The following is a 24,799-nucleotide window of genomic DNA, read 5'->3' on the forward strand; positions in this document are numbered from 1 at the left end:
ATAGCGAGATTCTCTCACTTCATATAAAATCGTTCTTTTATCTCTTTCTTGGATTCGGGGTCGATGCCATAAAAATCGATATATTCTACTTTAGGCTTCAGGCTTTTTGATTCTTCCATCGAAAGAAACATTTTGCTGAGAATCATTTTCTTGCCATTGACAGTAGTTTTCACGTGCGGCTTGTCTTTAGGGCCAAGTTCCATGTAGAGCTTTTTGCCTGGATAGGAAACTAGCGAAAACTCATAGTGGTTCTCTTTTAATTTTTGGATTTCTATGCCATAGGCCAGCTTTCGCTGTAATTTAGTGAGTTGTTCCTTAACGCCGCCTTTTGTATAAGCAACCCTATGAATTTTTATAGGTTCAACGTCATCGAATCTTTTATTTGTAAAATTAGCCTCATAAACAAAGGTGTTATGATTCTGGCTGTGCTGTATATAGAATAAGTGATTGTCAGCCATTGCAGGCGTTGGATAACCTTTTTGCGCTTGCATACTGATTGAAATAAAAAGCAGTAGGTATATTTTTTTCATTGTATTGCAATTAGTTAGCATCACGAATATACTAAATAGTTAATAATGTAAGTTTTTTTCTATTGTTAAAACTTAATCAGCCTCTCTCAATTAAAAATATCATTTTAACTTTATTTCTCCAGAAGCATACAAATTGATTGCTTTTTTCAAAATAGCCTCAATAGTTTCTATCGGCAAGTCTTCATTTGGATCAAACAGCATGATTTTCATCCTTGAGCGTTTTTCGACAATCAATTTGGGATGATCCAAGCGTGTGCCTTCTACCATTCCCAGATAAGGTTGCTTGTATTTTTTATGTATCCATAAATAGCAGAACATTTTTTGCTTGTAGCAGAAGAAAGGCATGCCATATTTCAGCACATTCGTAATTTCAGCATCCTGCGAAAGGATAATATCCTTCAAGGCAAGAAGGCAACTCCTAACGGGTTCTTCTTGTTTTAGGTAGAAATTATCTATGTCCTTTATTTCGTTCATATTCACGTTTTCAGTACAACTGACAATCAAATATATCAATTTATAAATAACCTTTCAGAGTATATTCTTTTAAGAGATGCCAGTTTTAAATCGACAATAACTTATTTTGGTTTTAAAAAGTTACTTTTGCAAAAAATTTCTACCGTGAATTACTTATCTGTTGAGAATATTTCGAAATCTTTTGGAGAGCGCACGCTTTTCAAGGACATTTCGTTTGGAATTAATAAGGACCAGAAAATTGCTTTTATCGCGAAAAATGGTTCGGGCAAGACATCGATCATGAAAATTATCAATGGCGATGACGAACCAGATACAGGCCAAGTGGTAATCCGCAAAGATATCAAGATGGCCTTCTTGTCGCAAGACCATAACCTCCAAGACGAATTGACAATTGAAGAAAGTATTTTTGCTTCCGACAACGAAACTCTTGACGTAATCCACCAGTATGAAAAAGCATTGGAAAATCCGGAAGATGAAGAAGCCTATCAAAAAGCTTTTGACCGCATGGACCAATTCAACGCATGGGATTTTGAGACGCAGTTCAAACAGATCCTATTCAAGCTAAAGCTGGAAGATTTCAGACTCAAAGTAAAAAATCTCTCCGGTGGGCAAAAAAAGCGTTTGTCTCTGGCTATTATTTTGATCAACCGTCCCGACTTATTGATTCTCGATGAGCCTACCAACCATTTAGATTTAGAAATGATCGAATGGTTAGAAAGCTATTTTGCCAAAGAAAATATCACGTTGTTTATGGTAACGCACGACCGTTTCTTCTTAGAGCGCGTCTGCAATGAGATTATCGAACTTGACAACGGAAAATTATATCAATACAAAGGCAATTATTCTTACTATCTAGAAAAGAAAGAAGAACGAATTGCTTCTGAAAATTCAAGTGTCGACAAAGCGCAGAATCTTTTCAAAAAAGAATTAGAATGGATGCGCAGGCAGCCAAAAGCGAGAACTACCAAATCCAAATCGCGCCAAGATGACTTTTATGTAATCAAGCAAAAAGCAGAAAGCCGACGTAAGGAAAACAAGGTAGAGCTTGAAATCAACATGGAACGTATGGGAAGCAAAATTATTGAGCTTCACAAGATTTCAAAACGTTTTGGCGACAAGGTTATCCTAGACAATTTTAGTTTCGATTTTCAGCGCGCAGAACGCATCGGAATTATCGGAAAAAACGGTACTGGAAAATCTTCTTTCCTAAATTTATTGACCGGAACCATTCCTCTTGACAGCGGGAAAGTGATTGTTGGAGATACGATAAAAGTCGGATATTATACCCAAAGCGGTATCAATCCAAAACCTGGACAGCGTGTTATTGATGTCATAAAAGAATACGGAGAATATATCCCACTGACGAAAGGAAAGATCATTTCGGCCTCGCAGTTGCTGGAGCGTTTCCTTTTTGACAGCAAGAAGCAATACGATTATGTAGAAAAATTAAGCGGAGGCGAATTAAAACGATTGTATTTATGTACCGTTTTGATTCAAAATCCAAACTTCCTGATTCTCGATGAGCCTACGAATGATTTGGATATCGTAACTTTAAATGTACTGGAAAGTTTCCTTCTAGATTATCCTGGATGTTTGCTCGTGGTTTCACACGACCGTTATTTCATGGACAAAATCGTAGACCATTTATTCGTATTCCGTGGTGAAGGCGTGATTGAAGACTTCCCTGGAAACTATTCTGACTTTAGGGCGTATGAAGACAGTGCCGACGTACAGCAAAAAGAAGACAACAAGACCGAGAAAAAAGCTTGGAAGCAAAATAATCCGACAGGAAACCTGACTTTTAACGAGCAGAAGGAATTTCAAAAAATCGAACGCGAAATCAAAGATCTGGAAATCGAAAAAGCCAAAATCGAACAGCTATTTTCTGATGGAAAAGTCGCAGACGCCGATATTGAGAAAAAAGCCAATGAGCTCCAATCCATAATTTCAAAAATCGAGGACAAAGAAGAACGATGGTTTGAGCTTTCCGCCAAAATGGAAGGCTAATTAAAGCATGCATATCCTAACTTCATATTTAAAATTTCTATGGAATTCAAGCAATGCGCACGGAGTTCATTCTCCGTTTGTATTTGATTTGGTTCGGAAATGCTTTTATGACACAAAGAAATATAGCGAATACAAAACCTTAAAAAAATACCGCGATTCACTTTTAGAAAATAAAAACACGATTGAAGTAACCGATTTTGGATCTGGCTCAAGAGTCTTCAAGTCGAACATTCGGGCTATAAACCAGATTGCTAAAAATGCAGGAGTTTCTTCTAAAAATGCTCGGCTTTTATTTCGAATCGTACGCTATTTTCAGCCTGAAAACGTCTTAGAAATAGGAACTTCGCTCGGATTAGCGACTTCTGCGCTAGCTTTAGGAAATTCCAAAGCAAAAATTACGACTTTAGAAGGCTGTCCTCAAACGGCGAAAGTAGCTCAGCAGCAATTTCAAGACTTCAACTTTAGTGCGACTTCTGTCGTAACTAAATTTGAAGCGTATTTGGAATCTGAAAACATCCAATCCGCAACCTACGATCTTATCTATTTTGACGGGAACCATTCAAAAGAAGCCACATTACACTATTTTGAAGCCTTGCTTCCAACAATTACGAATGAAACCGTCTGGATTTTCGATGACATTCATTGGTCTTCTGGAATGCAGGAAGCTTGGGAAACTATAAAAAAGCATCCAAAAATAACCGTTACAATTGACACGTTCCAATGGGGATTGGTCTTTTTCCGAAAAGAACAAGAAAAAGAACATTTTATACTGCGTACTTCAAACTATTTTTTAGTAAACAGCATTTTGGGTATTCGAAAGTTCTGGGGATTGTTGCATTGATTATTTCGCAACACCTTGATCAGTTCTTTGGTCATATTAGAAAGCCCTGCAGTTAAAAACATTACAAATAAAAAAGACTGCCTTTTACAGCAGTCTTTTCCAAACTCAAATAACTATTTTTATTCTTTTGCTTTCTGGTTTTCTTCAGCTTTCGCTCCCATTCTTTCCCATTTGAATTTTGGAGCAAATTTAAATTTAAGTTCCGCTATTTTCGCATTGTCTTTAGAAGAAAGACCTTCTTTTTCAACTTTATTTTTATGCGCATCTAAAGCTTCATACATTGCCTTGATCTCGTCAAAATCTTCTCTTGAATAAGTATCTTTATTTTTATCGAACTCATTATAGAAATCATTATAGACCCTCAAGATGTTATCCTTGTTTACCCAAGAGAAATTCATGTCTTCTCCAATTTTTCCAGCGCCAAAATAAGCATCTCTCAATAATTGTTTTTTATTTGCTGGCTCGCTCGCCGCCGCCGCTTTCGCTGCTTCTGCATCTTTGGCCGCTTGAGCATCTAATTTTGCTTTTAGCTCTGCATATTTTGCTTTTGATTTTTCAAGCCTTGCTTCGGCAGCTGCTTTATCCTTTAGCTCGGCTAGGGCCGCTTCGGCTTCGGCAGTTCTTTCATTATAAGAAACTTCAATAGTTTGCCAATTTGCTTTTGCATCGGCTACCGCAACATTGGTGACAGAGTCTACATATTTTTCATATGACCCTACAGTCATTTCGGCTTGTTTTTCGCTTTCACTCTTGCAAGAAACAAAAGCAATCGCAATGATTGCTCCTAAAAATAAATTAATCTTTTTCATAAGTTAATGGTTTTAATTAAAATTGTTCTTATAAATTTAGCTATAAAAAAAATAAAGCTAGTATTTGAGTTAATTTTTTATGAATACTTTAATATAAAAATTTCTCATTACCTTCTTTTCTTTAACGATCTGACGACTAAACCATTTTATAAAAATTCATTACTTTTAGACTCAAATTAAAATTATGTCATTAATCAAAATCACCAATATAAAAAGAGACTTTGTCCTCGGAAACGAAATTATCAATGTCCTCAAAGGAATCGACCTTAATATCTCGAAAGGAGAATATGTTGCGTTGATGGGACCTTCGGGCTCTGGAAAGTCTACGTTGATGAATCTTCTTGGCTGTCTTGACACCCCAACATCCGGGCAATACATCTTAAATGGAAATGACGTAAGTCAGATGAGCGATGACAACCTGGCCGAAATACGCAATAAAGAAATTGGGTTTGTCTTTCAGACCTTTAACTTATTGCCAAGAACGACTGCCTTGAACAATGTGGCACTGCCTATGATTTATGCCGGCTACTCAAAATCCGAACGTCTTGCAAGAGCAGAACAAGTATTAAAGCAGGTAGGTCTTGGTGACCGAATGGACCATGAGCCCAACCAGCTTTCTGGAGGACAACGTCAGCGTGTTGCTGTTGCCAGAGCTTTAGTCAACAAGCCTTCAATCATTTTGGCAGATGAGCCGACTGGAAACCTTGACAGTAAAACTTCTGTTGAAATCATGAACCTTTTTAATGAAATCCATGCCAACGGAAACACCGTAATCTTGGTGACCCACGAAGAAGATATTGCGGCCTATGCCCATCGAATTATAAGGCTGCGTGATGGATTAGTAGAAAGCGACAAGCCAAACAAATAGAATAGCAATAGCAAAAACTCATTATTTAAGCTACATTTCCTTTAGGAAACAATAGTTTTTGTCCGACACGCAAAATAAAAAAACACAATGAAAGTATATACAAAAACAGGAGACAAAGGAACTACCGCATTGTTTGGAGGCGACAGAGTTCCTAAGCACCATATCCGAATTGAAAGCTACGGAACTGTCGATGAACTTAATTCACATATAGGGCTTATTCGCGACCAAGAAATAAATACACATTATAAGGACATTTTAATCCGAATTCAAGACCGGCTCTTTACTGTCGGTGCCATTTTGGCTACACCGCCCGAAAAAGAAATCTTGAAAAACGGAAAACCAAGATTAAATATTCCCAAAATAATCGAAGGCGACATACAATTACTTGAAAATGAAATTGATGATATGGAAAACGCCTTGCCGCCCATGACACATTTTGTGCTTCCCGGCGGACATACCACCGTGTCATATTGTCACATTGCGCGCTGCGTATGCCGTCGTGCAGAACGCCTTTCGGTACATTTAAACGAACTTGAGCCTACCGACGAGCTCGTAATTAAGTACTTAAACCGACTTTCTGACTACCTTTTTGTACTGGCACGAAAGTTGTCCTACGACCTTAAGGCAGATGAAGTGAAATGGATTCCTGAAAAACAGTAATCCTAGTGCAGACGGAGGTTCCGGAAGGCAGATTAAGATTAGCAGACAATATAAAATCTGAAATCGCATATCTAAAATCAGGCAACTCGAAAAAACGTTCTTGACTTTTTTAAAATAAATACAATTTTACTTGACTATTTCAGTAAAAAAATTATTTTTGCATAAATTATTAAATCGATATCAGATGTATTGGACATTAGAATTGGCATCCTATTTAAGTGATGCGCCGTGGCCTGCAACCAAAGACGAACTTATCGACTATGCTATTAGAGCTGGAGCACCATTGGAAGTAGTGGAAAATCTTCAGTCTATTGAAGACGAAGGTGAAATCTACGAATCAATGGAAGAGATTTGGCCAGATTATCCAACTGACGAAGATTATCTTTGGAATGAGGATGAATATTAAAAAATAATAAACACAACGAAAAAGTCTCACTTGAGGCTTTTTTTTTGCTTAAATTTGCAACATTTTATAAATAGAAATACAACAAACCATGAGTTTCATCAACAGCATATTAAAAGCTTTTGTGGGCGACAAATCGGAGAAGGATGTAAAATCCATCATGCCGATCATCAACAAGATAAAAGCATACGAAGAAACATTAGCTTCCCTTTCGCACGACGAACTGAGAGCCAAAACAATCTACTTCAAAGAAAGAATTAAAGAAGCAAGAGCAGATAAAGACGCCAAAATCGCTTCCTATAAATTAGAAGTAGAAAAGACGCAAGATATCGATGCCAGAGAAGACATTTACGCTTCTATCGATGCTCTTGAAAAAGAAGCTTACGATATTTCTGAAAAAACTTTGATGGAAATTCTTCCTGAAGCGTTTGCCGTTGTAAAAGAAACTGCCAAAAGATTCAAAGACAATACTCAGATTACAGTAAAGGCAACTCCAAAAGACTTGGAACTTTCTGCTACAAAAACATACATTACTATTGAAGGCGACAATGCAATCTGGGCCAACACTTGGAATGCCGCTGGAAAACAGATTACTTGGGACATGATCCACTACGACGTGCAGTTGATTGGTGGTATGGTGTTGCACCAAGGTAAAATTGCCGAGATGCAGACGGGTGAAGGTAAAACGTTAGTTGCTACCCTTCCTTTATATTTAAATGCCTTGACAGGAAACGGAGTACACTTGGTAACCGTGAACGACTATTTGGCAAAACGTGATAGCACATGGAAAGCACCTCTATTCGAATTCCACGGCTTGACAGTTGAATGTATCGACAATTACCAGCCAAATACAGAAGGTAGAAGAAAAGCCTACAACGCCGATATTACCTACGGAACAAATAACGAATTTGGTTTCGATTACCTAAGAGACAACATGGCACACACGCCAGAAGAGTTGGTTCAAAGAAAACACAACTTCGCGATTGTCGATGAGGTCGATTCGGTTTTGGTTGATGATGCTAGAACACCGTTGATCATATCAGGTCCAGTTCCACAAGGTGACCGTCATGAATTTAATGAATTGAAGCCAAAAGTTGACAATCTTGTAAACTTGCAAAGACAATTGGCAAACGGTTTCTTGGCCGAATCTAAAAAACAATTAAAAGAAGGCAATACTAAAGAAGCAGGATTCTTGTTATTGAGAGCTTACCGAAGCTTGCCTAAAAATAAAGCATTAATCAAATTTCTGAGTGAAGAAGGCGTTAAGCAATTGCTTCAAAAAACAGAAAACCAATACATGCAAGACAACAACCGCGACATGCACAAGATCGATGAGGCCTTGTATTTCGTGATTGAAGAAAAAAACAACCAAGTTGAACTGACAGACAACGGAATCAAATTCCTTTCTGGAGATACTGACAGTGATTTCTTTATCCTTCCAGATATCGGGACCGAAATTGCAAGAATCGAAAAAATGAATCTTGACAAAGATGCCGAAGCAGAAGAAAAAGAAAAACTGTTTCAAGATTTCAGTATCAAAAGCGAGCGTATCCACACGTTGACGCAGCTATTAAAAGCGTACACTTTATTCGAAAAAGATACAGAATATGTTATCATGGACAACAAAGTATTGATTGTTGATGAGCAAACAGGACGTATCATGGACGGTCGTCGTTATTCTGACGGATTGCACCAAGCAATTGAAGCTAAAGAAAACGTAAAAATCGAAGCGGCTACGCAGACATTTGCGACAGTTACTTTACAGAATTACTTCAGAATGTACAGCAAACTAGCGGGTATGACTGGTACTGCTGTTACAGAAGCTGGCGAGCTATGGGAAATCTACAAATTAGACGTAGTTGAAATCCCTACCAACAAGCCAATCGCAAGAAAAGATAAAGAAGACTTGATCTACAGAAGTACGCGTGAAAAATTCAACGCAGTAATCGAAGACGTTACAGCCCTTGCTGAATCAGGAAGACCTGTATTGATCGGTACCACTTCTGTCGATATTTCAGAATTATTAAGCCGAATGCTGAAGATGAGAAATATTCCTCACAACGTATTGAACGCCAAAATGCACAAGCAAGAAGCACAGATCGTTGAAGAAGCAGGAAAAGCCGGAGTCGTGACTATCGCAACAAACATGGCAGGTCGTGGAACGGATATCAAGCTTTCTCCAGAAGTTAAAGCTGCCGGAGGTTTAGCTATCGTTGGTACAGAACGTCACGATTCACGTCGTGTTGACCGTCAGTTGAGAGGTCGTGCCGGACGTCAAGGAGATCCAGGAAGCTCGCAGTTCTATGTGTCTTTAGAAGACAACTTGATGCGTTTGTTCGGTTCCGAAAGAGTCGCAAAAGTAATGGACCGTTTAGGCTTGAAAGAAGGCGAAGTGATCCAGCACTCTATGATGACAAAATCAATCGAAAGAGCACAGAAAAAAGTAGAAGAAAACAACTTCGGAGTTCGTAAGCGTCTTTTGGAATATGATGACGTTATGAACGCACAACGTGAAGTAGTCTACAAACGTCGCCGTCATGCTTTGCACGGAGAGCGTCTGAAAGTAGATATCGCCAATATGATGTACGACACTTGCGAAGTTATCGTTGAAGCGAACAAAGCATCTAACGATTTCAAAAATTTCGAATTCGAATTGATCCGTTACTTCTCTATCACTTCCCCAGTAAACGAAGCTGATTTCGCAAAAATCACGCCTATGGAATTGACCGGAAAAGTATACAAGTCAGCTTTAGAATTCTATACCGAAAAAACAGCAAGAAGCGCAAGAGAAGCGTTCCCGATCATCAAAAATGTTTTTGAAAACGAAAACAACCAATTCGAAAGAATCGTAGTTCCGTTTACAGACGGCATCAAGACCTTAAACGTAGTAACCGACCTGAAAAAGGCTTACGAAACAGAAGGTACGCAGTTGATTGGCGATTTCGAGAAAAACATTACTTTGGCAATCGTTGATGAAGCTTGGAAAAAGCACTTGCGTAAGATGGACGAATTGAAACAATCTGTACAATTGGCTGTTCACGAACAAAAAGACCCGTTGCTTATCTATAAATTCGAAGCATTCAATCTGTTCAAAAACATGATCGACAATGTGAACAAAGAAGTAATTTCTTTCTTGTTCAAAGGCGATCTGCCACAACAGAATACTCCGAATATCCAAGAAGCAAGAGAAGTAGCGCGTCCAAAAGAAAATTACAAGACTTCAAAAGACGAAATTCCAAATTCAGATGAAGCTGCTGCAGCAAACCGCGAAGCAGGACAAACTCAAAGACCACAGGTGACGGAAACTATCGTACGCGACATGCCAAAAATCAACCGTAACGACAACGTTACCGTGAAGCATGTCATGAGCGGCAAGACCGAAACCATGAAGTATAAAAAAGCTGAAAGTCTTTTAACTTCTGGCGAATGGGTTATAGTCAATGAATAAGATTTCAGGTTTGAGATTTTAGATTTCAGATTTAGAATAAATATAAATCCCCGATTGCAATTTGCGGTCGGGGATTTTTTATATTTGAAGTATACAAAATTGCTATACCACTATGAATTCTGACACGACACAACAGACACTAAATACAATTCAAAACTATCTTGGAGCGCTCGGCCAAAGAGATTTAGAAAAGCTATTGGCTTTCTTTCCTGAAAATGTAGATTGGTTCGTTCCCGGAAATGAAGATGCAGCCCCTTGGCTCGGAAAGAAAAGTACAAAAAAAGAAATAAAAACATTCTTTGAACTATTGTGGGCAAACACAGAGCCTTTGGGCGCAAAAATTGACTCTATTTTTGCAGAAGACAATCATGCCGCAGTAATAGGAGAATTTTCTTCCCGAATGACTAAGACCGGCAAAACATACGAATCTTTGTTTTCTATATACTTTACTTTAGAAGATAATTTGATTGTTCGCTATCGTCTTTTGGAGGATAGTCATGCGCTTGTAAATGCTTTGAAAAATTAAACTGCCAACATGAAAATTGAAGCTCATACGATAAGCGGCACCAAAATCGCTGAAATAATCTCAGATACCACAATAATCGAAACTGCCGAAGACGGATTGGATTTGTTGGGCAATCTTTATTATCAAGATTTTGGCACATTATACTCCATGAAAAGAATATTACTCCGAGCTTTTTTGACTTAAAGACAGGCATCGCTGGCGAAATACTCCAAAAGTTTTCAAATTACCGCGTTCGTTTGGCAATTGTTGGTGATTTTAGCAAATACCAAAGCAAGAGTATCAAAGACTTTATTTTTGAAAGTAATAAGACAGGGCAGATCCATTTTGTATCTTCTACTTTGGAAGCTTTAGGGAAACTTTCATAAGATTGATAAATGAATTGACGCCAGTATAAAAATATGACAATTGAAGTATCCGACTATCCTTCATACAAATACGATTCGGCAGATAACATTTTCAATTAAACGTACTGTAAAAAGAAAACCATGAAAACTAAAAACATCTCAATCCGCGCTTTTATTGGAGCCGAAAACTTTGAAGTATCGCGCAGTTTTTACCGAGACTTGGGCTTTGAAGAAGTAGTCCTATTTCCTAATATGTCTTTCTTTAAGACCCAAGAAGGACTAGGATTCTATCTGCAGGATGCCTATGTCAAAGATTGGGTAGACAATACTATGCTTTTTTTAGAAGTTGAAAACGTAGCAACCTGCTGGAAAGATCTTTTGGCTTTAGACCTGCCTACGAAATACAAAAACGTAAGGCTGACTCCTATCCGTCACAACGATTGGGGCAGCGAATGCTTCTTACACGATCCTTCTGGCGTACTGTGGCATTTTGGAGAATTTTCAAAACCATAATTTCAATACAACTCCCCGATTATAACATTCGGGGAGTTTTTATTTTAAAAAAAAACGAAAAAAATTTGCGAAACCAAAAAGTTGCACATATATTTGCAACCAATTAGTTGCTTTAATTAAACAAACAAAACAATGAGGAGAGATGTTTTTCAAGCCATAGCAGACCCAACAAGACGAGCAATTATCGCTCTGATCGCATTGCAGCCCATGACGCCCAATGCTCTTGCTGAGCATTTTGACACAACCCGCCAAGCTGTTTCAAAACACCTAAAGATATTAAACGAGTGCGAACTCGTAAAGCAAGAACAGCAAGGCAGGGAAATTTATTACCAGCTCGAAATAGACAAAATGAAAGAGATAGACAAATGGCTCGAACAATTCAAGAAAATCTGGGAAAGCCGCTTCAGCCAACTTGATGACCTATTATTAACAATCAAAAAACAAGAAAAATGAAACCAAACCTGCAATTTGACTTCATCGTCGACAAACAAAACAATACCCTAACCGTAAAACGCGAATTTGCTGCAAACCGACAGTTGGTTTGGGACTGCTACACCAAAAGCGAATTATTAGACCAATGGTTTGCGCCAAAACCATTATCGACTAAAACCAAGTCTATGGATTTTAGCAAAGGTGGCCATTGGCATTATGCCATGGTGGAACCAAACGGTACAGAATACTGGGGTTTAACGGAATATACCGAAATACTCCCGATCGACTACTACAAAGCGCTTGATGCTTTTTCTGATCCTGATGGCAATATCAATACTGAACTGCCACGTGCCAAATGGAATGTTTCTTTTCAAGATTTTGGCGAAAATGCTATCGTAGAGACTATCGTGACGTATAAATCACTTTCGGATTTAGAAACCGTTATCAATATGGGAATGGAAGAAGGAATGCTTTCTACACTAGAAAGGCTTGACGATCTATTAGCAACCTTAGCAAAATAGCATACAATGGCACAATTTGATCCCAAAGTAGAAGAGTATATCGCAAAATCTGCTGATTTTGCCCAGCCTGTATTAAACCACTGGCGACAGCTGGTTCATGCTACCTGTCCAGAGGTTGTAGAAACCATCAAATGGGGCATTCCCCACTTCGATTACAAAGGCGACTTTATGGTGGTCATGGCTTCCTATAAAAACCATTGCTCCTTTACGTTTATAAAAGCTGAATTATTGAGCGACCCTCGCCTAAAAGACAAGGTAAAACTAAAACCTGTCGAAAGATACTTAGGCAAAATTACCAGTCTGTCTGATTTGCCAGACGATGCTGAGTTTGTCGCCCTGCTTAAAGAAGCGATGGCACTCAATGAAAAAGGCATAAAAGTTTCAATGAAGAAAAATGACACGCCAAAAGTTGTCGAAACGCCCGATTATTTTATCAAAAAACTAGAATCCAACCCAAAAGCAAAAGAAGTCTTCGAAAGCAAATCGCCAGCCTTTAGGAAAGAATACAACATTTGGATAACCGATGCCAAAACCGATGCCACGCGCGAAAAAAGAATGGAAGAAGCCATAGAGTGGATTGCCGAAGGCAAAGGCCGATTCTGGAAATACGCAAAATAAGCCCAACATAATTTTAGTTTTTACCTAACAGTCCTCGATTGTACCTTACAGTTGGGGATTATTAATTTATATAATTCATAATTCATAATTCATAATTCATAATTCATAATTCATAATTCATAATTCATAAATACACTTCTATCTCTTTTAATACTAATTTTGTTAAACTAAACTTTTAGAAATGGACGGTAAAGATCTATTACGACAGCACATAGCAAAAACAGCTTCATTAACAGACGATGAGTTTGACTATTTCTTTTCGCATTTCAAGCCCGAAACTTTCAAAAAAGGACAAGTTATTATTAGCGAGGGTGACCTAGTCGAAAAAGAATATTTTGTCCTTTCAGGATGCCTAAAAGCTTTTTTTGTCAACGACAACATAAAGATGCACATCCTCCAATTTACAATGCCTACTTGGTGGACATCTGATTATGCCGCTCTATACAACAACACCAAAGCCACCATCTGCATCGACTGCATCTCAGATGCCGAAGTCCTTTCAATTTCTAACGAAGACAGAGAGAAAATCTGCAACGAATTGCATCAAGTCGAGCATTTTTTCCGATGGCGTACCAACAAAGGCTATGTGGCGGCTCAAAAAAGATTGCTTTCCTTCATGAACAATGATGCCAAGACGCGTTATGAAGAACTTCTGGCGCTCTATCCTGCCCTTTATAACATGGTCCCGAAACACCTGATTGCTGCCTATTTAGGGGTTTCAAGAGAAACGCTAAGCCGATTATACACTTCTTCAAAATAGCCCTCTGCAGAATGTGACCTATGTCACCTAGCTCCCCTACATTTCCTTCCGTCCTTTGTACTATAAATTAATAACAATTTAAAGTACAGAAAAATGAAAACACAAAATTTTAAAATTGAAGCACAACAAAGCAGAGTCGAATGGATAGGAAAAAAAGTAACCGGAGCACATAACGGTACAATTGCTATCAAAGAGGGAAATTTTATTTTTAACGACGGCAAGCTTTCAGGCGGAAACGTTAGCATCGACACTACCTCAATTATCATTCTAGATGTTACCGATCCGGCAACCAACGCACAATTTGCAGGCCATTTAGCATCAGACGACTTTTTCTCTAGCGAAAGTTTCCCGACAGCTTCTCTAGAAATCACTTCAGTTAGGCAACATTCAGAAACCAGCTATCATGTCGAAGGCAACCTGACCATAAAAGGAATTACCCATTCTATTGGGTTTGACTTGAAAACAACTGTTACAGGAGAAACGCTCACAGCTTCTGGCAAGATCCTCATCGACCGTACCAAATACGATATGAAATTCCGTTCTGGTAATTTCTTTACCAATCTGGGTGACACTTTAATCTACAATGAGTTTGAATTGAATGTAAATCTCGTGGCAAAAGCCATCTGATCTTAATCTAAACAATTAGAAATCATGCCTTACGTAAAAATTGAAGTAACCCGTGAAGGTGTTACAAGAGCACAAAAACAACAGCTGATCGCAGGCATCACAAACCTCATCACCGACGTATTAGACAAAGACCCTAGTCTTACCCACGTGGTCATACAAGAAATAGAACTTGACGATTGGGGCTTTGCCGGAGAACAAGTTTCCGTCCTTCGTGAAAAAGGGATAACTGCACAGAAAAAATAATTCGTAAAACTTACAACAATGAAAACAGCAATAATAACAGGCGCATCTACCGGAATAGGAAAATCCATCGCAAAATTATTTTTAGACAAAGGATACAATGTAGTAATCAACTCGGCCAACGCGAGCAACCTCGAAAGCACCCAAAAAGAGCTCGGTCATGCAGACCGTTTGGCTTCCGTAGCCGGAGATATAAGCCATGCTTCCGTAGGAAAACGGTTGGTCGAAACTGCCGTTAGCCGTTTTGGCAAAGTAGATGTAGTAATCAACAACGCCGGCATATTTCAGCCTAAGCCCTTTCTAGAGGTAGAAGAAAAAGACCTTGACCGCTTTTTGGAAATCAACCTCAAAGGCACTTTTTTTACCAGTCAGGCTGCTGTAAGGCAGATGCTGCAACAAGGCGGCGGAGCCATCATCAACTTAGGCACGGTACTGGTTGACCATGCCATAGACGGCTTTCCTGCTACTGCTCCAATTTCGAGCAAAGGCGGTGTCCATGCACTTACAAGACAGCTTGCCGCTGAATTCGGAAGAAACAATATCCGTGTCAACGCTATTGCGCCAGGCATCATAAGAAGTCCGCTGCAAGCCAAAACTGGCGTGGCTGATGCCGACAGCTTGGCCGGGCTGCATTTGCTCAACCGTATCGGCGAAACCCAAGACGTAGCCGAACTGGCTCTTTATCTTGCCGAAAGCAATTTTGTAACCGGAGAGATTATCAATCTGGATGGCGGACATGTAGCAGGCCACCGCATTTCGTGATAATCATTTCACTAAAAAAACAAGACGATGAAAAATACGAATGAAAACAGAAAGCGCATAACTTCTGTACTAGAAGATTATTTTAATGGTATTTTTGTAGGTGACGTCGATTTGCTAAAAAGCGTTTTTCACCCGCAGGCATTTTTATCGGGCGACATCAAGGGAGAGCCTTATTTCAAAACACTCGACCAATACCTAGAAGGCGTAAAAAACCGTAAGAGTCCGAGCGAACTAGGAGCTGCATTTGGCATGGAAATCCTGTCAATAGAGATTATCAACACCATTGCTATTGCCAAGACACGCGTTCCTATCTTTGAATACAATTATTATGATTTGCTCAGCCTGTCAATAATTGACGGACAGTGGGTCATCACAAATAAGCTATTAACACACGTAAACGAGTAAGTGATGTGGAATAAAACCAAAATAACAGAACTGCTGGGCATCCAATATCCTATCCTGCAAGGGCCTATGGGCGGTGGGTTTTCAACTGCCGAACTTTTGGTTGCCGTATCTAATAATGGCGGACTGGGAAGCTATGGAGCGTATACAATCACTCCCGAAGAAATACTAGAAGCCGCCAAGGCCATAAAAGCAAAAACGGACAAGCCCTACAACATTAACTTATGGGTGTCAGACGTAGACAAAAGCTTGGCCAGCTATCCTCCAGAATCGTTAGAAAAAGTAAAAATTCTGTTCAAGCCTTATTTTGATGAGCTTGGAATTCCCTTGCCGGAACTGTCAACGGATATTCCTTCAAAATTTGAAAAACAGGTAGAAGCTTTATTCGAAATCCGCCCAGCCGTGTTCAGTTTTATATTTGGCATTCCCTCCAAAGAAATCCTTACAGAAGCCCGAAGGCTAGGGATAAAAACAGTCGGTGCAGCAACAACCCTCGACGAAGCACTGGCGTTAGAAGAAGCGAAAGTAGACGCTATCGTAGCTGCTGGATTTGAAGCTGGAGGCCACCGTCCTTCTTTTCTTAGGCCCGCCCAAGATTCACAAACCGGACTCTTCACGCTGATACAGCAGTTAAAAGCAAAAACCGCTACGCCTATTATTGCGGCTGGCGGTATTGCAGATGCCAAAGGCATAGCTGCGGCGCTGATGCTAGGTGCCGATGCCGTACAGCTAGGCACGGCTTTTCTTGCCACAGACGAATCGGGCGCTACGCCTTTACACAAAGACCTGCTGTTTTCAGACGGCTCAAAACATACGACCCTAACAAAATCTCTTACCGGACGAATGGGCCGAATGATTGCCAACAAAATATCCGACGAAATAAAATTTGAGACCGAAGTGCTTCCTTTTCCGTTGCAGACTAGGCTAATAGCTCCCCTAAAAGTAGCAGCCCTAGAACAAGGAAGAACAGATATGGTCAGCTTTTGGTCCGGACAAAACACGGCTACCTTAAAACATCATAAAGCAGGAGAACTGATGCAGGCGTTGATTAAGGAAACAAGCCAACTGCTTGCTCTATAGACAATCTTTAATTGAGAAATAATAATCCTCGGTTGCAATTGCAGTCGGGGATTTATTATATTTGGCAAGTGTTTAATCCCGAAAATTATGTTATTGCTAATATTTAAATAGAAAATGCTATATGAAGAAATATATTTTAACAATCTTATTAATCTTTAATTTGACATACACTTTCGGTCAGGATTATGATGAAAAATACGGAGATCCTCAAATTGTACTTATTGAGACCGACCCATGGCTTATGGTCATTGGATCAGATGTTCCCACTTTTACCTTATATGAAAACGGACAAATCATTTACAAGAAAGTTGTCGACAAGAAACTAAAATATTTTGAAGTTCAGAATGACCCAGAAACGATACAAAAAATCATTAAATCGTTTGATATAACTGATAATTTAATAAAGCAAGAAGATTACACTGAAGCTTCAACATCGACAGATCAACCAACTAATATTCTAATTTTAAATTTTTTTGGCGCCGTTAAAGAAATTAGTGTATATGGCAACTTAAGAGATCCAAAAAACGAAACACGCCAAAAAACACCAAAAGATTTTCTAACTGTTTACGATAACATTATTAAATACGAAAACAGTACGGCTAAAGAATGGCTACCTGATACATTTGAAGTAATGGCAACAAAATATAGCTATTCGCCAGAAACGTCTTTAAAATGGAACAAGGATTGGAATGATATAAACAGTAGTACAACCGTAAAAAGAAGCGATGACTTATATAGCATATATTTAGATAAAAAATATTTTCAAGAGTTTATCAAACTATTACGCAGTATGAAGGAAAAGCAAGCGGTTGAGATTAATGGTGAAAAATATTCTTTAACCTATCGACTCCCTTTCCCTAATTTAAAATAAAAGATACTTAGCAAATCAAATCTGTATCTCAAAAAACTAAATCTTACTACTAAAAGCATTATGAAAACAAATAAATTATCCGAATTAACTCTCGAAGAACTCCATAAAGAAAAAAACAAATTAAAAGGAGTCGTGATTGGGTTTGGCATTGTAATACTCCTAGCCTGCGGCGGACTCTTATTTCTGATTATCAAAAACCAAAACTTTGCGCTTTTTGCGGTTATTCCGGGCTGTATGCTGACATTGCTGCCAAGCTTTATACGATTGGGACAGCTGAATACCGAAATCAAATCGCGAAACTCTAACTAACAACCTACTGCCAAACTTTTACAAAATGGAAAACACTTGCCTAAACTGCAACCATCTTATAACTGAAAATTTTTGCACCTACTGCGGACAGAAAAAATACAAAAGGATTGACCGAAAATACCTGACCGACGAGGTACAGTATATGGTCATCCATACCAATAAAGGCTTTTTTTATTCGTTAAAAAATATCATTAAGGCTCCCGGAAAGACCGCAAGAGATTTTATCGACGGCAACAGGGTAAACCATTACAAACCCCTTTTGATGGCCTTTGTATTGAGCGGTATTTCAGCCTTTATATCCTTTAAGATTATCGATATGAATTCCGTAATGGAGCGGTACTTTGCAACGCATACAGAGCAAAAAATAGCTGCCTCATGGATGAATGACCTAACATCCGTAATGTCTAGCTACAGTTCTGCCCTAATGCTGCTATTGATTCCGATAATTTCAATTGTCACGTTCTTAGTATTCCGTAAATGGGGGCAGAATTATTACGAGCATATAATCATGAATAGCTATATCCAGATTTTATATACTATTATCTCGATAGTCCTCTTGTCGCCCATAATGTATTTTTTAAAAGACAGTCCCGATACATTCATGTTTGTAATAACAGGCTCTACATTCATCATCTATCCGATTATCATGACATGGGTTTATAAGCAATTCTACTCCGAAAAAAGCATAGGCGACGTCATCATAAAGGTGCTCCTGCTTATGGCAGTAGGTATTATATTGTACATAGGGCTTATATTCGCTGTAGCTATTTATATGATTATAACCAATCCTGCAATGTTCCAACAGATGCAGCCTAAGTAATACAATTGTTTTAGATACACCATATCGCTATCGGCTATTTATAACAAACGCGGGCTTCCAATGGAAGCCCGCGCTATATTTATAATTTTCTATACTTTCTTAAAAGTAATAAGGACCAGCCCATTCGCTTCTGTCAGAACCTGTACAGTTGGCTCTTACATAAAAAGCATTCCATAAGCAGTACATGTTCGAAATAGAAATAGAGGTATTAGAAGTTTCAAAAGTATTTCCATTTGCTGGATTATCAGTAGCCTCTTGAACGATAGAAATCGTATAGCTCTGAGGGTTGCCTCCCAGATAGCTCCATGAAAAAGCCCTTGTCTCTCCCATTCCTGCATTGCAAGCTCCAGAAATATTCCAGCTGTTTAAGTTAACCGGTTTTGGGCAAGAGCCCATCGTGGTATACGTATATTTGACAAAAGCAGTCGTTTCGCCCGAAGAACAATACGAACGCACATAAAAATCATAAGCCGTAGAAGCTTGGATACCCGAAACTGTTTTTGAAGAACTTCCAAAAGAAGTAGTCTCACGAGTTCCGGTTCCTAAAACAAATCCCGCAAGGCCATATTCTACCTCAAAGTGATCTGCAGACCCGCCCGTAAAAGCAAATTGAAGATCGACTGCATCTGGATAAAACTGTCCTATCTGCACCGTAGTACTGCCCACGCACTGGCTCACTTGGGTAGTCACGCTCGAAAGCTTATAAGGAGCGCTGTTTTCGGTAGCGCTGCAAATGCCCGTGATATAAAAATCATAAGTTGTAGAAGGCGTTAGGCCCGTAATTTCTTGCTGCGAGTTAGAAGTCACAACAACTGTTCCGGATCCTGGCGTAAAACCGGTCGCGCCATACTCTATCCTAAAAGAGTTGGCATTGCTGCCTGGCATAAAGCTGAGGGTAGCGCTGACAGGAGAGGTATAAAAAGAAACCGATTCTACCTTGCCGCAGTTAGATCCGCCGTCATCGCCGCCAGAACATCCCATGAAGAGGACAAAAATAAAAAGAGAAGCGAGGGTCTTGATTTTTGTGTTCATTCGTTAATTTTATGAGTTAGTTTGCTAAAATATTTGGCGCGGCAAGATAGCAACATTTTAATTCTGGCAAAAATTTTTATAAAACTTTATTAAAACTACTGCTGCATTGCTTATATAGCAAGAATTTTTATCTTTGATAAGATTATAATTAAAACGTTTACAAACGAAATAATCACTATCAATAGCCCTCCTATGAAAAAACTCTTACTCATAGTCATCACCTTTTTTTCTTCCTTTCTTGCCACATCTCAAGAAAAAGAAAGAACCCAAGACGAAATTAGTTTTGATAGTGCAATGGACTATTTTGAGAAAGAAGATAACGAAACCTCATTAGCCAGTTTTAATTCCTTCCTAACCCAATACCCTGATTCTAGGCTAAAGCCCCGCGCAAAATTTAATATCGGAGTCCTATTGAGAAAATTAGGCCGAAATGACGAAGCCATACCTATCTTTTTAGAAATCCTAGATTCTGATTATGACGAAAAAGAGGCCTACGGCGGAATTATGGAGCAATATGCCCTCTATAAAAACAGAAGTTCCAAAGAATTGGCCGAAATCTATTTTGAAAAAAAGGATTATAAAAAAGTGTCGCATTATATCTATTTATTCGACAAAAAATACAAATACCATCACTTTTGCGGCAACGAAATAAGAGCTGATAAAATTTATATTGCCGAATCGTATGCAAAACTCTTTTTAGGGCAAAATAAGCCTCAAAAAGCGATAGACAAACTGCTTCCTTACGTTTTTTATGATGGCGTAGCCAGCAACTCAGGAGCATTAGAGATTCTTGAAGAAAGCCTGAAGATGAAATACAGCGAAGCCGAAATTAAAGAGTTAATTACTAAGGCTGTAAAAAGTCTCAACATGCAAAACGATTACGATGCCACAATAACATTTCTCGGAAAAAAATTAAAGGTCTATGAAGAACAGCTTTATGACCATAGCAACCCAATGCTAGGAGCCGATCTAGAATTAAAAGGGAATGAAAAATTTGATAGAATTTTTGCCATACACCCGCTATTCTCAAAATATCTACAATAAAATATTGCTAGTCCTCTCCTATCTCTGTTTTGATATAAAACAACCATCGGCAAGCTAAAAATAATTAAAGAAGATCTCTAGCCATGAAAAAAATACTATTTATCATCCTGCTTATTCTTTTTTCAATTATAGCTTTAAGGCTTCTCTTTCCGCCTGATTTTGAAAAAGTCAGAGACAAATTGACCTCAAAAGAATATGCCTATGCAACCAAAGAAGACTGGAAGACTACCTACAAAAAAGATGTAGCATTTGACCAACAAAACAAAATAACCTTTCCGCAAGCAAAACCAGCCAGAGCAGAATTGTATTCTGGATACCTAAATCTTTCAAGAGAATTAGATTCCGAAGACATTAAGAAAGTCATAAAAATACTCAACGACTCATCGTCTTATGAATGGGGAGAAATTGGCACCTTTGAGCCTAACAAGCGCATCCTGTTTTATGACAACAACGGCCAAATAATCGGGATTACAGAAATAGACTGGGCCAAACTCCAAACCTATTCTGCGCCAATGAACAGAACTATGAAATGGGGCCTTTTGTCGTACAGCGGCAGAGACAAGCTTTTTAAAATAATAGATAAGTATTAAAAACTAAACCATGCCTAAACCAGCTCCCCTATTTTTCCTCCTTGTCTGTCTCATGTTGACTGGCTGTTCTGGCAACACTACAGACCCAACAGCATTTTACAATAAAAAGGCTAATGAATTAATGGCCAAAGTTATCGAAGACTCAAATTGCTCGTGCTTGTTTCCAATCCCTAAAAGATCTTTAATCGCGATGGCTTATGCCGAAAGCCTTTCTCCAAAAATTGAAAATATTGTAATAGAAAAGCTAAAGCTACGCAACAATGCAGAATTGGACAGTCTGGCCAATTGGTCTCGAGAATTTAAACTAGATCCGCAAACACTCAAGAAAAACAGCGTCAAAATCATTAGCCTAGATTATTTTTGGAAGAATAATGATTCTATTACTAAGATTTGTCCAAAAGGTGTACTATCCCTCCAAAAGCCCATTTTTGACCGCCAGTTTAAGAGGGCCGTCATAGATTATGAATGGGCATTTTCTTGTATGAGCGGGCCTATAAGCACTTTTGAATTTAAAAACAACCAATGGACTTTTATTGAAAATTAAAGATTGTAATACTAAAAGAAAAATGAAATTTATCGAAAAGTATTGGGTAGTATTTATAATAGTCTTTGCCTTTTTCGCATTTTATAAACCAGCCCTTGTTTTTTTACAATTAGGTTCCTTGGTGCTTTTTATGGGTATCCATTATTTCTTATTTTTAAAACACATTGGAAAAAACGGTATCCGATCTGTCGGCAAGATCTTGTCTTATGAAGCCGGAAATAAAGGAGGCAAAATACCTGTTATAGGGTTTGAAACACTAGAAGGCCAATACATCAAAAAGCAACCCTACTATTATGCCTCCTCTGATATAGACCTGATAACCTCCTTCAAAAAAAACATAGACAGGCCGGTAGCAGTTCTCTATGACCCTCTCCATCCAGAAAACTTTATACTCGCAAAAGAAAAGGACTCCAATTATGGCAGTTTGGTTTTGATGGTCTTTGTGGGTACCATTTTTATAATCGTGAGTGTTTCCTCTCTTTTAGGATATATCAAAATTGATTTTTAACTAATCTTGCCTTTAGTAACTATACGCCTATCATTTTTTTTTCTTAAAATCCACTGTGTCAACTTCCTATATGACAACATTTCAAAAATAATCTCTCACCTTTGTTTTCAAATATTTACACATGAAAACAACAGACCCAACCCACGCTAAACTCTTCGAATTCACCACACCACACAGCCTGCAAAAAAGCCTGCACTATGTGCTCTTTAACTACCTCAACCAAAAAGATCTAGTACTGCCCGATAACTTCCAGACCATTATAGAAGACATTTATTTTCTCTTGGCCTATCTGCAAGAAGCACAAGAACAGCAGTTGCGTTCAGGTAATCACCAAGATAAATTTCACAAGAAGCAATCATTTTTAACATTCCAAGCCTTGCATGTTACAAAATAAGTTCGTAAAATTGAATTGATTTTTACCCCTAAACGCCACAATAGAGTAGTAATTTTAAACATGATTAATAATGAGAAAGTTTATTTCTACAATTCCGCCACAAGAAGTAACCAACAACTTCATTACGGCCATCAATGCTGCCTTGGTTCCATTTTCAGGCTTTAGAGTCTACATGACAGACAGCGAAAAAGCAGGCCGTTCTATGGCCGAAGACCGCGAAGGCTATGTACGCCTAATTTCAAGAATCGCCAACCAGTTTCCAGATGCCCTGAGCCGTTCTGATGCTCCCGATGATCTCGTGACGCACCTAGACTATTATGACAGGCTCGAATCCAATCGCTTGGCACTGCTGCAGGCACTAGAAGTCATACAAGAAATTAGCCTGGGCACTGCTACCGACATTATGACGTTTGCAGACCGCTACCATGCAAATCTCAAGATTGCCCGAAACCACGACGCTTCTATTGATCTGGCCATGAGAGAAGTTGACGACTGGAACGCCCGTTTTGGCAACAGGACTCCGCAAGAGCCAGAAAATCCCGAACCCACAAAAGAAGAAGAAAAGAAACCTACAAAAGATGGAGAGCCACCGCTAGATTCGCCTCCTACAGAATAATACCTTGTTATCTTTCCCATATTTAATTTTAAGGTTGCCTGTCGTAGCAAATGCTGCGGCAGGTTTTTTTTATGTCTGCCTAAGAAAAATGGAGAAGCATTTAGCCCATCCCCTAAGCAGACCTTGCTATTGGGCTAGGTATAACTTGGGTGCTAGGTAGGCATGCCTTGCCCTGCATCTAAGTATACCTTGCCTGCCATCTAGGTCGGCCTAGCTCTTAGGCAAGCTATGCCAAGAGGTATAGGCAAGAGTACCTAGCCCTACACCTAGGTTGGCCTAGCCATATACGTAGGTAGACCTTGAGGTTGGGCAAGGTAGGCCTGGGGTGGCATGCAGGTGTGCTTTGCCGTTTAGATAGCTGGAGTTTTGACAACCCTAAAAAACACTTATCGGCTAAAATCGACCACTTACGCCGATATTCGACCACTTATTACTTCTCGCTATGAAATTAAGGGGATAAATGAAACATTTGCTGCACTATTAATTTAAACAAATAACATTATGCTAAAATTCAATCTTTTCCAAAAATTCATGCTTGTTTATTGTGTTTCAATTGCAATTGCATCCTGCTCTGCAGACGAAAGCCTTACAACAGACGTATCACCCCAAAACCAAGTGTTAAGTCGAACAAATGAAGATGACCTCTTAAAAGAAGCCAACTCAATATTAGAAAACCAACTAAAGCTAAAAGGCATAAATGTTAAATCATCAATAACCAAGATTGATAATGCAAAACCACCAATTATGAATATTATGTCACAAAAATGAACAAGAAAGTTCAAATTGTAGAAGAAACTATTCGCATATCATTTTTAGCCGATAATGAATTAGAAGAATTTGATATTTTTGTGATAAGGTATAAAGAATATGATGCTGTCAGGTCAATGGTAATTATAGAGAATAAGTATTTCGATAACATACTAATTTATGATGCTGCGTTTGTAGATTATCCCACAGCCAAGCCTGACATTCAAATTCACGAAATAGAAAGTCCAATTTATGTAGCTAATAAAGTTCGTTTTTCTTCTTCCTGCTATAAAAGATGTGCCAGCGAACTTATGAATAACCTTCCTCTCTGGCATGTTGGAATAATTGGAACATTTTGTACCCCTTGCGGAGTGGCAGCTGGTGTCTATGCGGCGGCGGGTATATTGGGATGTACTGGAGGTTGTTTTGTAACAGTTTGGGAAAAATAAGATGAAGTAT

At 38.7% G+C, this 24,799-nt stretch carries 34 protein-coding genes; 30 read left to right on the plus strand and 4 right to left on the minus strand.

The window, feature by feature from the left end:
* Positions 1 to 14: 14 nt before the first annotated feature.
* Both GGR22_RS02715 and GGR22_RS02720 read right to left on the minus strand, forming a co-directional pair.
* Entirely contained in the window at positions 15 to 530 is a 516-nt protein-coding gene (locus GGR22_RS02715; RefSeq protein ID WP_182492460.1) for a DUF4833 domain-containing protein, read from the minus strand.
* Positions 531 to 629: 99 nt separating this feature from the next.
* Positions 630 to 1,004, minus strand: a complete 375-nt coding sequence (locus tag GGR22_RS02720; RefSeq protein ID WP_220477623.1) for a DUF1801 domain-containing protein — start codon at positions 1,002 to 1,004, stop codon at positions 630 to 632.
* Between the two features lie 144 nt (positions 1,005 to 1,148).
* Here GGR22_RS02720 and GGR22_RS02725 point away from each other — a divergent pair, with 144 nt between their 5' ends.
* Entirely contained in the window at positions 1,149 to 3,011 is a 1,863-nt protein-coding gene (locus GGR22_RS02725) for an ABC-F family ATP-binding cassette domain-containing protein (RefSeq protein ID WP_182492461.1), read from the plus strand.
* Positions 3,012 to 3,018: 7 nt separating this feature from the next.
* A complete protein-coding gene (locus GGR22_RS02730; RefSeq protein WP_182492462.1) occupies positions 3,019 to 3,852 on the plus strand; it encodes an O-methyltransferase in 834 nt (277 codons plus the stop codon).
* A gap of 119 nt (positions 3,853 to 3,971) precedes the next feature.
* Here GGR22_RS02730 and GGR22_RS02735 read toward each other — a convergent pair whose 3' ends face one another.
* Positions 3,972 to 4,661 (minus strand): hypothetical protein, encoded by a 690-nt coding sequence (locus GGR22_RS02735; RefSeq protein WP_182492463.1) that lies wholly within the window; start codon positions 4,659 to 4,661, stop codon positions 3,972 to 3,974.
* A gap of 184 nt (positions 4,662 to 4,845) precedes the next feature.
* On the opposite strand from GGR22_RS02735, the gene GGR22_RS02740 reads away from it, so the two are divergent.
* The 20 genes from GGR22_RS02740 (at position 4,846) to GGR22_RS02830 (ending at position 18,865) form a co-directional block, all read left to right on the plus strand.
* Positions 4,846 to 5,529 (plus strand): ABC transporter ATP-binding protein, encoded by a 684-nt coding sequence (locus tag GGR22_RS02740; RefSeq protein ID WP_121374860.1) that lies wholly within the window; start codon positions 4,846 to 4,848, stop codon positions 5,527 to 5,529.
* An 87-nt stretch (positions 5,530 to 5,616) separates the two neighbouring features.
* Positions 5,617 to 6,189 carry a cob(I)yrinic acid a,c-diamide adenosyltransferase gene (locus GGR22_RS02745; RefSeq protein WP_182492464.1) on the plus strand — a complete coding sequence of 191 codons (573 nt, stop codon included), beginning with the start codon at positions 5,617 to 5,619 and terminating at the stop codon, positions 6,187 to 6,189.
* Between the two features lie 184 nt (positions 6,190 to 6,373).
* Entirely contained in the window at positions 6,374 to 6,595 is a 222-nt protein-coding gene (locus tag GGR22_RS02750) for a DUF2795 domain-containing protein (protein ID WP_022828503.1), read from the plus strand.
* An 88-nt stretch (positions 6,596 to 6,683) separates the two neighbouring features.
* On the plus strand, positions 6,684 to 10,040 hold the full coding sequence (secA, locus tag GGR22_RS02755; protein ID WP_182492465.1) for a preprotein translocase subunit SecA: 3,357 nt from the start codon (positions 6,684 to 6,686) through the stop codon (positions 10,038 to 10,040).
* Between the two features lie 112 nt (positions 10,041 to 10,152).
* Positions 10,153 to 10,566: a nuclear transport factor 2 family protein gene (locus tag GGR22_RS02760; RefSeq protein ID WP_182492466.1), complete on the plus strand. Its 414-nt coding sequence runs from the start codon at positions 10,153 to 10,155 to the stop codon at positions 10,564 to 10,566.
* A gap of 9 nt (positions 10,567 to 10,575) precedes the next feature.
* Positions 10,576 to 10,749 carry a hypothetical protein gene (locus tag GGR22_RS17205; RefSeq protein ID WP_317169770.1) on the plus strand — a complete coding sequence of 58 codons (174 nt, stop codon included), beginning with the start codon at positions 10,576 to 10,578 and terminating at the stop codon, positions 10,747 to 10,749.
* On the plus strand, positions 10,725 to 10,931 hold the full coding sequence (locus GGR22_RS17210) for a DUF4180 domain-containing protein (protein ID WP_317169783.1): 207 nt from the start codon (positions 10,725 to 10,727) through the stop codon (positions 10,929 to 10,931). Before GGR22_RS17205 ends, GGR22_RS17210 begins: the two co-directional genes overlap by 25 nt.
* 120 nt (positions 10,932 to 11,051) lie before the next feature.
* A complete protein-coding gene (locus tag GGR22_RS02770; protein ID WP_182492467.1) occupies positions 11,052 to 11,423 on the plus strand; it encodes a VOC family protein in 372 nt (123 codons plus the stop codon).
* A gap of 132 nt (positions 11,424 to 11,555) precedes the next feature.
* Positions 11,556 to 11,876: an ArsR/SmtB family transcription factor gene (locus tag GGR22_RS02775; protein WP_121374866.1), complete on the plus strand. Its 321-nt coding sequence runs from the start codon at positions 11,556 to 11,558 to the stop codon at positions 11,874 to 11,876.
* The gene (locus tag GGR22_RS02780; protein ID WP_182492468.1) at positions 11,873 to 12,376 is read left to right on the plus strand and encodes an SRPBCC family protein; all 504 of its coding nucleotides are present in this window, start codon (positions 11,873 to 11,875) and stop codon (positions 12,374 to 12,376) included. Before GGR22_RS02775 ends, GGR22_RS02780 begins: the two co-directional genes overlap by 4 nt.
* Positions 12,377 to 12,382: 6 nt before the next feature.
* Positions 12,383 to 12,994, plus strand: a complete 612-nt coding sequence (locus GGR22_RS02785; protein WP_182492469.1) for a YdeI/OmpD-associated family protein — start codon at positions 12,383 to 12,385, stop codon at positions 12,992 to 12,994.
* Between the two features lie 181 nt (positions 12,995 to 13,175).
* The gene (locus tag GGR22_RS02790; protein ID WP_182492470.1) at positions 13,176 to 13,754 is read left to right on the plus strand and encodes a Crp/Fnr family transcriptional regulator; all 579 of its coding nucleotides are present in this window, start codon (positions 13,176 to 13,178) and stop codon (positions 13,752 to 13,754) included.
* Positions 13,755 to 13,847: 93 nt separating this feature from the next.
* Positions 13,848 to 14,381 carry a YceI family protein gene (locus tag GGR22_RS02795; RefSeq protein WP_182492471.1) on the plus strand — a complete coding sequence of 178 codons (534 nt, stop codon included), beginning with the start codon at positions 13,848 to 13,850 and terminating at the stop codon, positions 14,379 to 14,381.
* Positions 14,382 to 14,405: 24 nt separating this feature from the next.
* The gene (locus GGR22_RS02800) at positions 14,406 to 14,624 is read left to right on the plus strand and encodes a tautomerase family protein (protein WP_182492472.1); all 219 of its coding nucleotides are present in this window, start codon (positions 14,406 to 14,408) and stop codon (positions 14,622 to 14,624) included.
* A gap of 18 nt (positions 14,625 to 14,642) precedes the next feature.
* Positions 14,643 to 15,383 carry an SDR family NAD(P)-dependent oxidoreductase gene (locus GGR22_RS02805; protein WP_182492473.1) on the plus strand — a complete coding sequence of 247 codons (741 nt, stop codon included), beginning with the start codon at positions 14,643 to 14,645 and terminating at the stop codon, positions 15,381 to 15,383.
* A 27-nt stretch (positions 15,384 to 15,410) separates the two neighbouring features.
* Positions 15,411 to 15,788 (plus strand): nuclear transport factor 2 family protein, encoded by a 378-nt coding sequence (locus GGR22_RS02810; protein ID WP_182492474.1) that lies wholly within the window; start codon positions 15,411 to 15,413, stop codon positions 15,786 to 15,788.
* Between the two features lie 3 nt (positions 15,789 to 15,791).
* Positions 15,792 to 16,865: an NAD(P)H-dependent flavin oxidoreductase gene (locus GGR22_RS02815; protein WP_182492475.1), complete on the plus strand. Its 1,074-nt coding sequence runs from the start codon at positions 15,792 to 15,794 to the stop codon at positions 16,863 to 16,865.
* 121 nt (positions 16,866 to 16,986) lie between these two features.
* Positions 16,987 to 17,736 carry a hypothetical protein gene (locus GGR22_RS02820; protein WP_182492476.1) on the plus strand — a complete coding sequence of 250 codons (750 nt, stop codon included), beginning with the start codon at positions 16,987 to 16,989 and terminating at the stop codon, positions 17,734 to 17,736.
* Between the two features lie 60 nt (positions 17,737 to 17,796).
* Complete coding sequence (locus GGR22_RS02825; protein ID WP_182492477.1) at positions 17,797 to 18,045, plus strand: hypothetical protein; 249 nt, start codon at positions 17,797 to 17,799, stop codon at positions 18,043 to 18,045.
* 25 nt (positions 18,046 to 18,070) lie between these two features.
* Entirely contained in the window at positions 18,071 to 18,865 is a 795-nt protein-coding gene (locus GGR22_RS02830; protein ID WP_182492478.1) for a DUF3667 domain-containing protein, read from the plus strand.
* A 99-nt stretch (positions 18,866 to 18,964) separates the two neighbouring features.
* Here the strand turns inward: GGR22_RS02830 and GGR22_RS02835 are convergent, their stop codons facing one another.
* On the minus strand, positions 18,965 to 19,897 hold the full coding sequence (locus GGR22_RS02835) for a fibronectin type III domain-containing protein (RefSeq protein ID WP_182492479.1): 933 nt from the start codon (positions 19,895 to 19,897) through the stop codon (positions 18,965 to 18,967).
* A 192-nt stretch (positions 19,898 to 20,089) separates the two neighbouring features.
* Between GGR22_RS02835 and GGR22_RS02840 the strand changes: the two genes are divergently transcribed.
* The 8 genes from GGR22_RS02840 (at position 20,090) to GGR22_RS02875 (ending at position 24,789) form a co-directional block, all read left to right on the plus strand.
* The gene (locus GGR22_RS02840; protein WP_182492480.1) at positions 20,090 to 20,941 is read left to right on the plus strand and encodes a tetratricopeptide repeat protein; all 852 of its coding nucleotides are present in this window, start codon (positions 20,090 to 20,092) and stop codon (positions 20,939 to 20,941) included.
* Positions 20,942 to 21,024: 83 nt separating this feature from the next.
* Positions 21,025 to 21,531 (plus strand): hypothetical protein, encoded by a 507-nt coding sequence (locus tag GGR22_RS02845; RefSeq protein WP_182492481.1) that lies wholly within the window; start codon positions 21,025 to 21,027, stop codon positions 21,529 to 21,531.
* Positions 21,532 to 21,541: 10 nt separating this feature from the next.
* On the plus strand, positions 21,542 to 22,075 hold the full coding sequence (locus GGR22_RS02850; RefSeq protein WP_182492482.1) for a hypothetical protein: 534 nt from the start codon (positions 21,542 to 21,544) through the stop codon (positions 22,073 to 22,075).
* Between the two features lie 22 nt (positions 22,076 to 22,097).
* On the plus strand, positions 22,098 to 22,583 hold the full coding sequence (locus GGR22_RS02855) for a DUF3592 domain-containing protein (RefSeq protein ID WP_182492483.1): 486 nt from the start codon (positions 22,098 to 22,100) through the stop codon (positions 22,581 to 22,583).
* A 121-nt stretch (positions 22,584 to 22,704) separates the two neighbouring features.
* Positions 22,705 to 22,977, plus strand: a complete 273-nt coding sequence (locus tag GGR22_RS02860; protein ID WP_182492484.1) for a hypothetical protein — start codon at positions 22,705 to 22,707, stop codon at positions 22,975 to 22,977.
* Positions 22,978 to 23,047: 70 nt separating this feature from the next.
* Positions 23,048 to 23,593: a hypothetical protein gene (locus GGR22_RS02865; protein ID WP_182492485.1), complete on the plus strand. Its 546-nt coding sequence runs from the start codon at positions 23,048 to 23,050 to the stop codon at positions 23,591 to 23,593.
* A 501-nt stretch (positions 23,594 to 24,094) separates the two neighbouring features.
* Positions 24,095 to 24,361 (plus strand): hypothetical protein, encoded by a 267-nt coding sequence (locus GGR22_RS02870; protein ID WP_182492486.1) that lies wholly within the window; start codon positions 24,095 to 24,097, stop codon positions 24,359 to 24,361.
* Positions 24,358 to 24,789, plus strand: a complete 432-nt coding sequence (locus tag GGR22_RS02875) for a hypothetical protein (RefSeq protein ID WP_182492487.1) — start codon at positions 24,358 to 24,360, stop codon at positions 24,787 to 24,789. Before GGR22_RS02870 ends, GGR22_RS02875 begins: the two co-directional genes overlap by 4 nt.
* The last annotated feature ends 10 nt before the right edge of the window (positions 24,790 to 24,799 follow it).

This window comes from Flavobacterium gossypii (assembly GCF_014138495.1).
Taxonomy (GTDB): domain Bacteria; phylum Bacteroidota; class Bacteroidia; order Flavobacteriales; family Flavobacteriaceae; genus Flavobacterium; species Flavobacterium endophyticum.

Excerpts from the sequence above, each read along its gene's own strand:
- secA (WP_182492465.1), top strand. The coding sequence starts at position 6,684 with ATGAGTTTCATCAACAGCATATTAAAAGCTTTTGTGGGCGACAAATCG.
- GGR22_RS02790 (WP_182492470.1), top strand. The coding sequence starts at position 13,176 with ATGGACGGTAAAGATCTATTACGACAGCACATAGCAAAAACAGCTTCA.
- GGR22_RS02735 (WP_182492463.1), bottom strand. The coding sequence starts at position 4,661 with ATGAAAAAGATTAATTTATTTTTAGGAGCAATCATTGCGATTGCTTTT.
- GGR22_RS02775 (WP_121374866.1), top strand. The coding sequence starts at position 11,556 with ATGAGGAGAGATGTTTTTCAAGCCATAGCAGACCCAACAAGACGAGCA.
- GGR22_RS02820 (WP_182492476.1), top strand. The coding sequence starts at position 16,987 with ATGAAGAAATATATTTTAACAATCTTATTAATCTTTAATTTGACATAC.
- GGR22_RS02750 (WP_022828503.1), top strand. The coding sequence starts at position 6,374 with ATGTATTGGACATTAGAATTGGCATCCTATTTAAGTGATGCGCCGTGG.
- GGR22_RS02855 (WP_182492483.1), top strand. The coding sequence starts at position 22,098 with ATGAAATTTATCGAAAAGTATTGGGTAGTATTTATAATAGTCTTTGCC.
- GGR22_RS02760 (WP_182492466.1), top strand. The coding sequence starts at position 10,153 with ATGAATTCTGACACGACACAACAGACACTAAATACAATTCAAAACTAT.
- GGR22_RS02805 (WP_182492473.1), top strand. The coding sequence starts at position 14,643 with ATGAAAACAGCAATAATAACAGGCGCATCTACCGGAATAGGAAAATCC.
- GGR22_RS02835 (WP_182492479.1), bottom strand. The coding sequence starts at position 19,897 with ATGAACACAAAAATCAAGACCCTCGCTTCTCTTTTTATTTTTGTCCTC.
- GGR22_RS02770 (WP_182492467.1), top strand. The coding sequence starts at position 11,052 with ATGAAAACTAAAAACATCTCAATCCGCGCTTTTATTGGAGCCGAAAAC.
- GGR22_RS17205 (WP_317169770.1), top strand. The coding sequence starts at position 10,576 with ATGAAAATTGAAGCTCATACGATAAGCGGCACCAAAATCGCTGAAATA.
- GGR22_RS02850 (WP_182492482.1), top strand. The coding sequence starts at position 21,542 with ATGCCTAAACCAGCTCCCCTATTTTTCCTCCTTGTCTGTCTCATGTTG.
- GGR22_RS02745 (WP_182492464.1), top strand. The coding sequence starts at position 5,617 with ATGAAAGTATATACAAAAACAGGAGACAAAGGAACTACCGCATTGTTT.
- GGR22_RS02740 (WP_121374860.1), top strand. The coding sequence starts at position 4,846 with ATGTCATTAATCAAAATCACCAATATAAAAAGAGACTTTGTCCTCGGA.
- GGR22_RS02730 (WP_182492462.1), top strand. The coding sequence starts at position 3,019 with ATGCATATCCTAACTTCATATTTAAAATTTCTATGGAATTCAAGCAAT.
- GGR22_RS02720 (WP_220477623.1), bottom strand. The coding sequence starts at position 1,004 with ATGAACGAAATAAAGGACATAGATAATTTCTACCTAAAACAAGAAGAA.
- GGR22_RS02875 (WP_182492487.1), top strand. The coding sequence starts at position 24,358 with ATGAACAAGAAAGTTCAAATTGTAGAAGAAACTATTCGCATATCATTT.
- GGR22_RS02815 (WP_182492475.1), top strand. The coding sequence starts at position 15,792 with ATGTGGAATAAAACCAAAATAACAGAACTGCTGGGCATCCAATATCCT.
- GGR22_RS02795 (WP_182492471.1), top strand. The coding sequence starts at position 13,848 with ATGAAAACACAAAATTTTAAAATTGAAGCACAACAAAGCAGAGTCGAA.
- GGR22_RS02825 (WP_182492477.1), top strand. The coding sequence starts at position 17,797 with ATGAAAACAAATAAATTATCCGAATTAACTCTCGAAGAACTCCATAAA.
- GGR22_RS02785 (WP_182492469.1), top strand. The coding sequence starts at position 12,383 with ATGGCACAATTTGATCCCAAAGTAGAAGAGTATATCGCAAAATCTGCT.
- GGR22_RS02840 (WP_182492480.1), top strand. The coding sequence starts at position 20,090 with ATGAAAAAACTCTTACTCATAGTCATCACCTTTTTTTCTTCCTTTCTT.
- GGR22_RS02780 (WP_182492468.1), top strand. The coding sequence starts at position 11,873 with ATGAAACCAAACCTGCAATTTGACTTCATCGTCGACAAACAAAACAAT.
- GGR22_RS02845 (WP_182492481.1), top strand. The coding sequence starts at position 21,025 with ATGAAAAAAATACTATTTATCATCCTGCTTATTCTTTTTTCAATTATA.
- GGR22_RS02830 (WP_182492478.1), top strand. The coding sequence starts at position 18,071 with ATGGAAAACACTTGCCTAAACTGCAACCATCTTATAACTGAAAATTTT.
- GGR22_RS02800 (WP_182492472.1), top strand. The coding sequence starts at position 14,406 with ATGCCTTACGTAAAAATTGAAGTAACCCGTGAAGGTGTTACAAGAGCA.
- GGR22_RS02860 (WP_182492484.1), top strand. The coding sequence starts at position 22,705 with ATGAAAACAACAGACCCAACCCACGCTAAACTCTTCGAATTCACCACA.
- GGR22_RS02715 (WP_182492460.1), bottom strand. The coding sequence starts at position 530 with ATGAAAAAAATATACCTACTGCTTTTTATTTCAATCAGTATGCAAGCG.
- GGR22_RS02810 (WP_182492474.1), top strand. The coding sequence starts at position 15,411 with ATGAAAAATACGAATGAAAACAGAAAGCGCATAACTTCTGTACTAGAA.
- GGR22_RS02865 (WP_182492485.1), top strand. The coding sequence starts at position 23,048 with ATGAGAAAGTTTATTTCTACAATTCCGCCACAAGAAGTAACCAACAAC.
- GGR22_RS02870 (WP_182492486.1), top strand. The coding sequence starts at position 24,095 with ATGCTAAAATTCAATCTTTTCCAAAAATTCATGCTTGTTTATTGTGTT.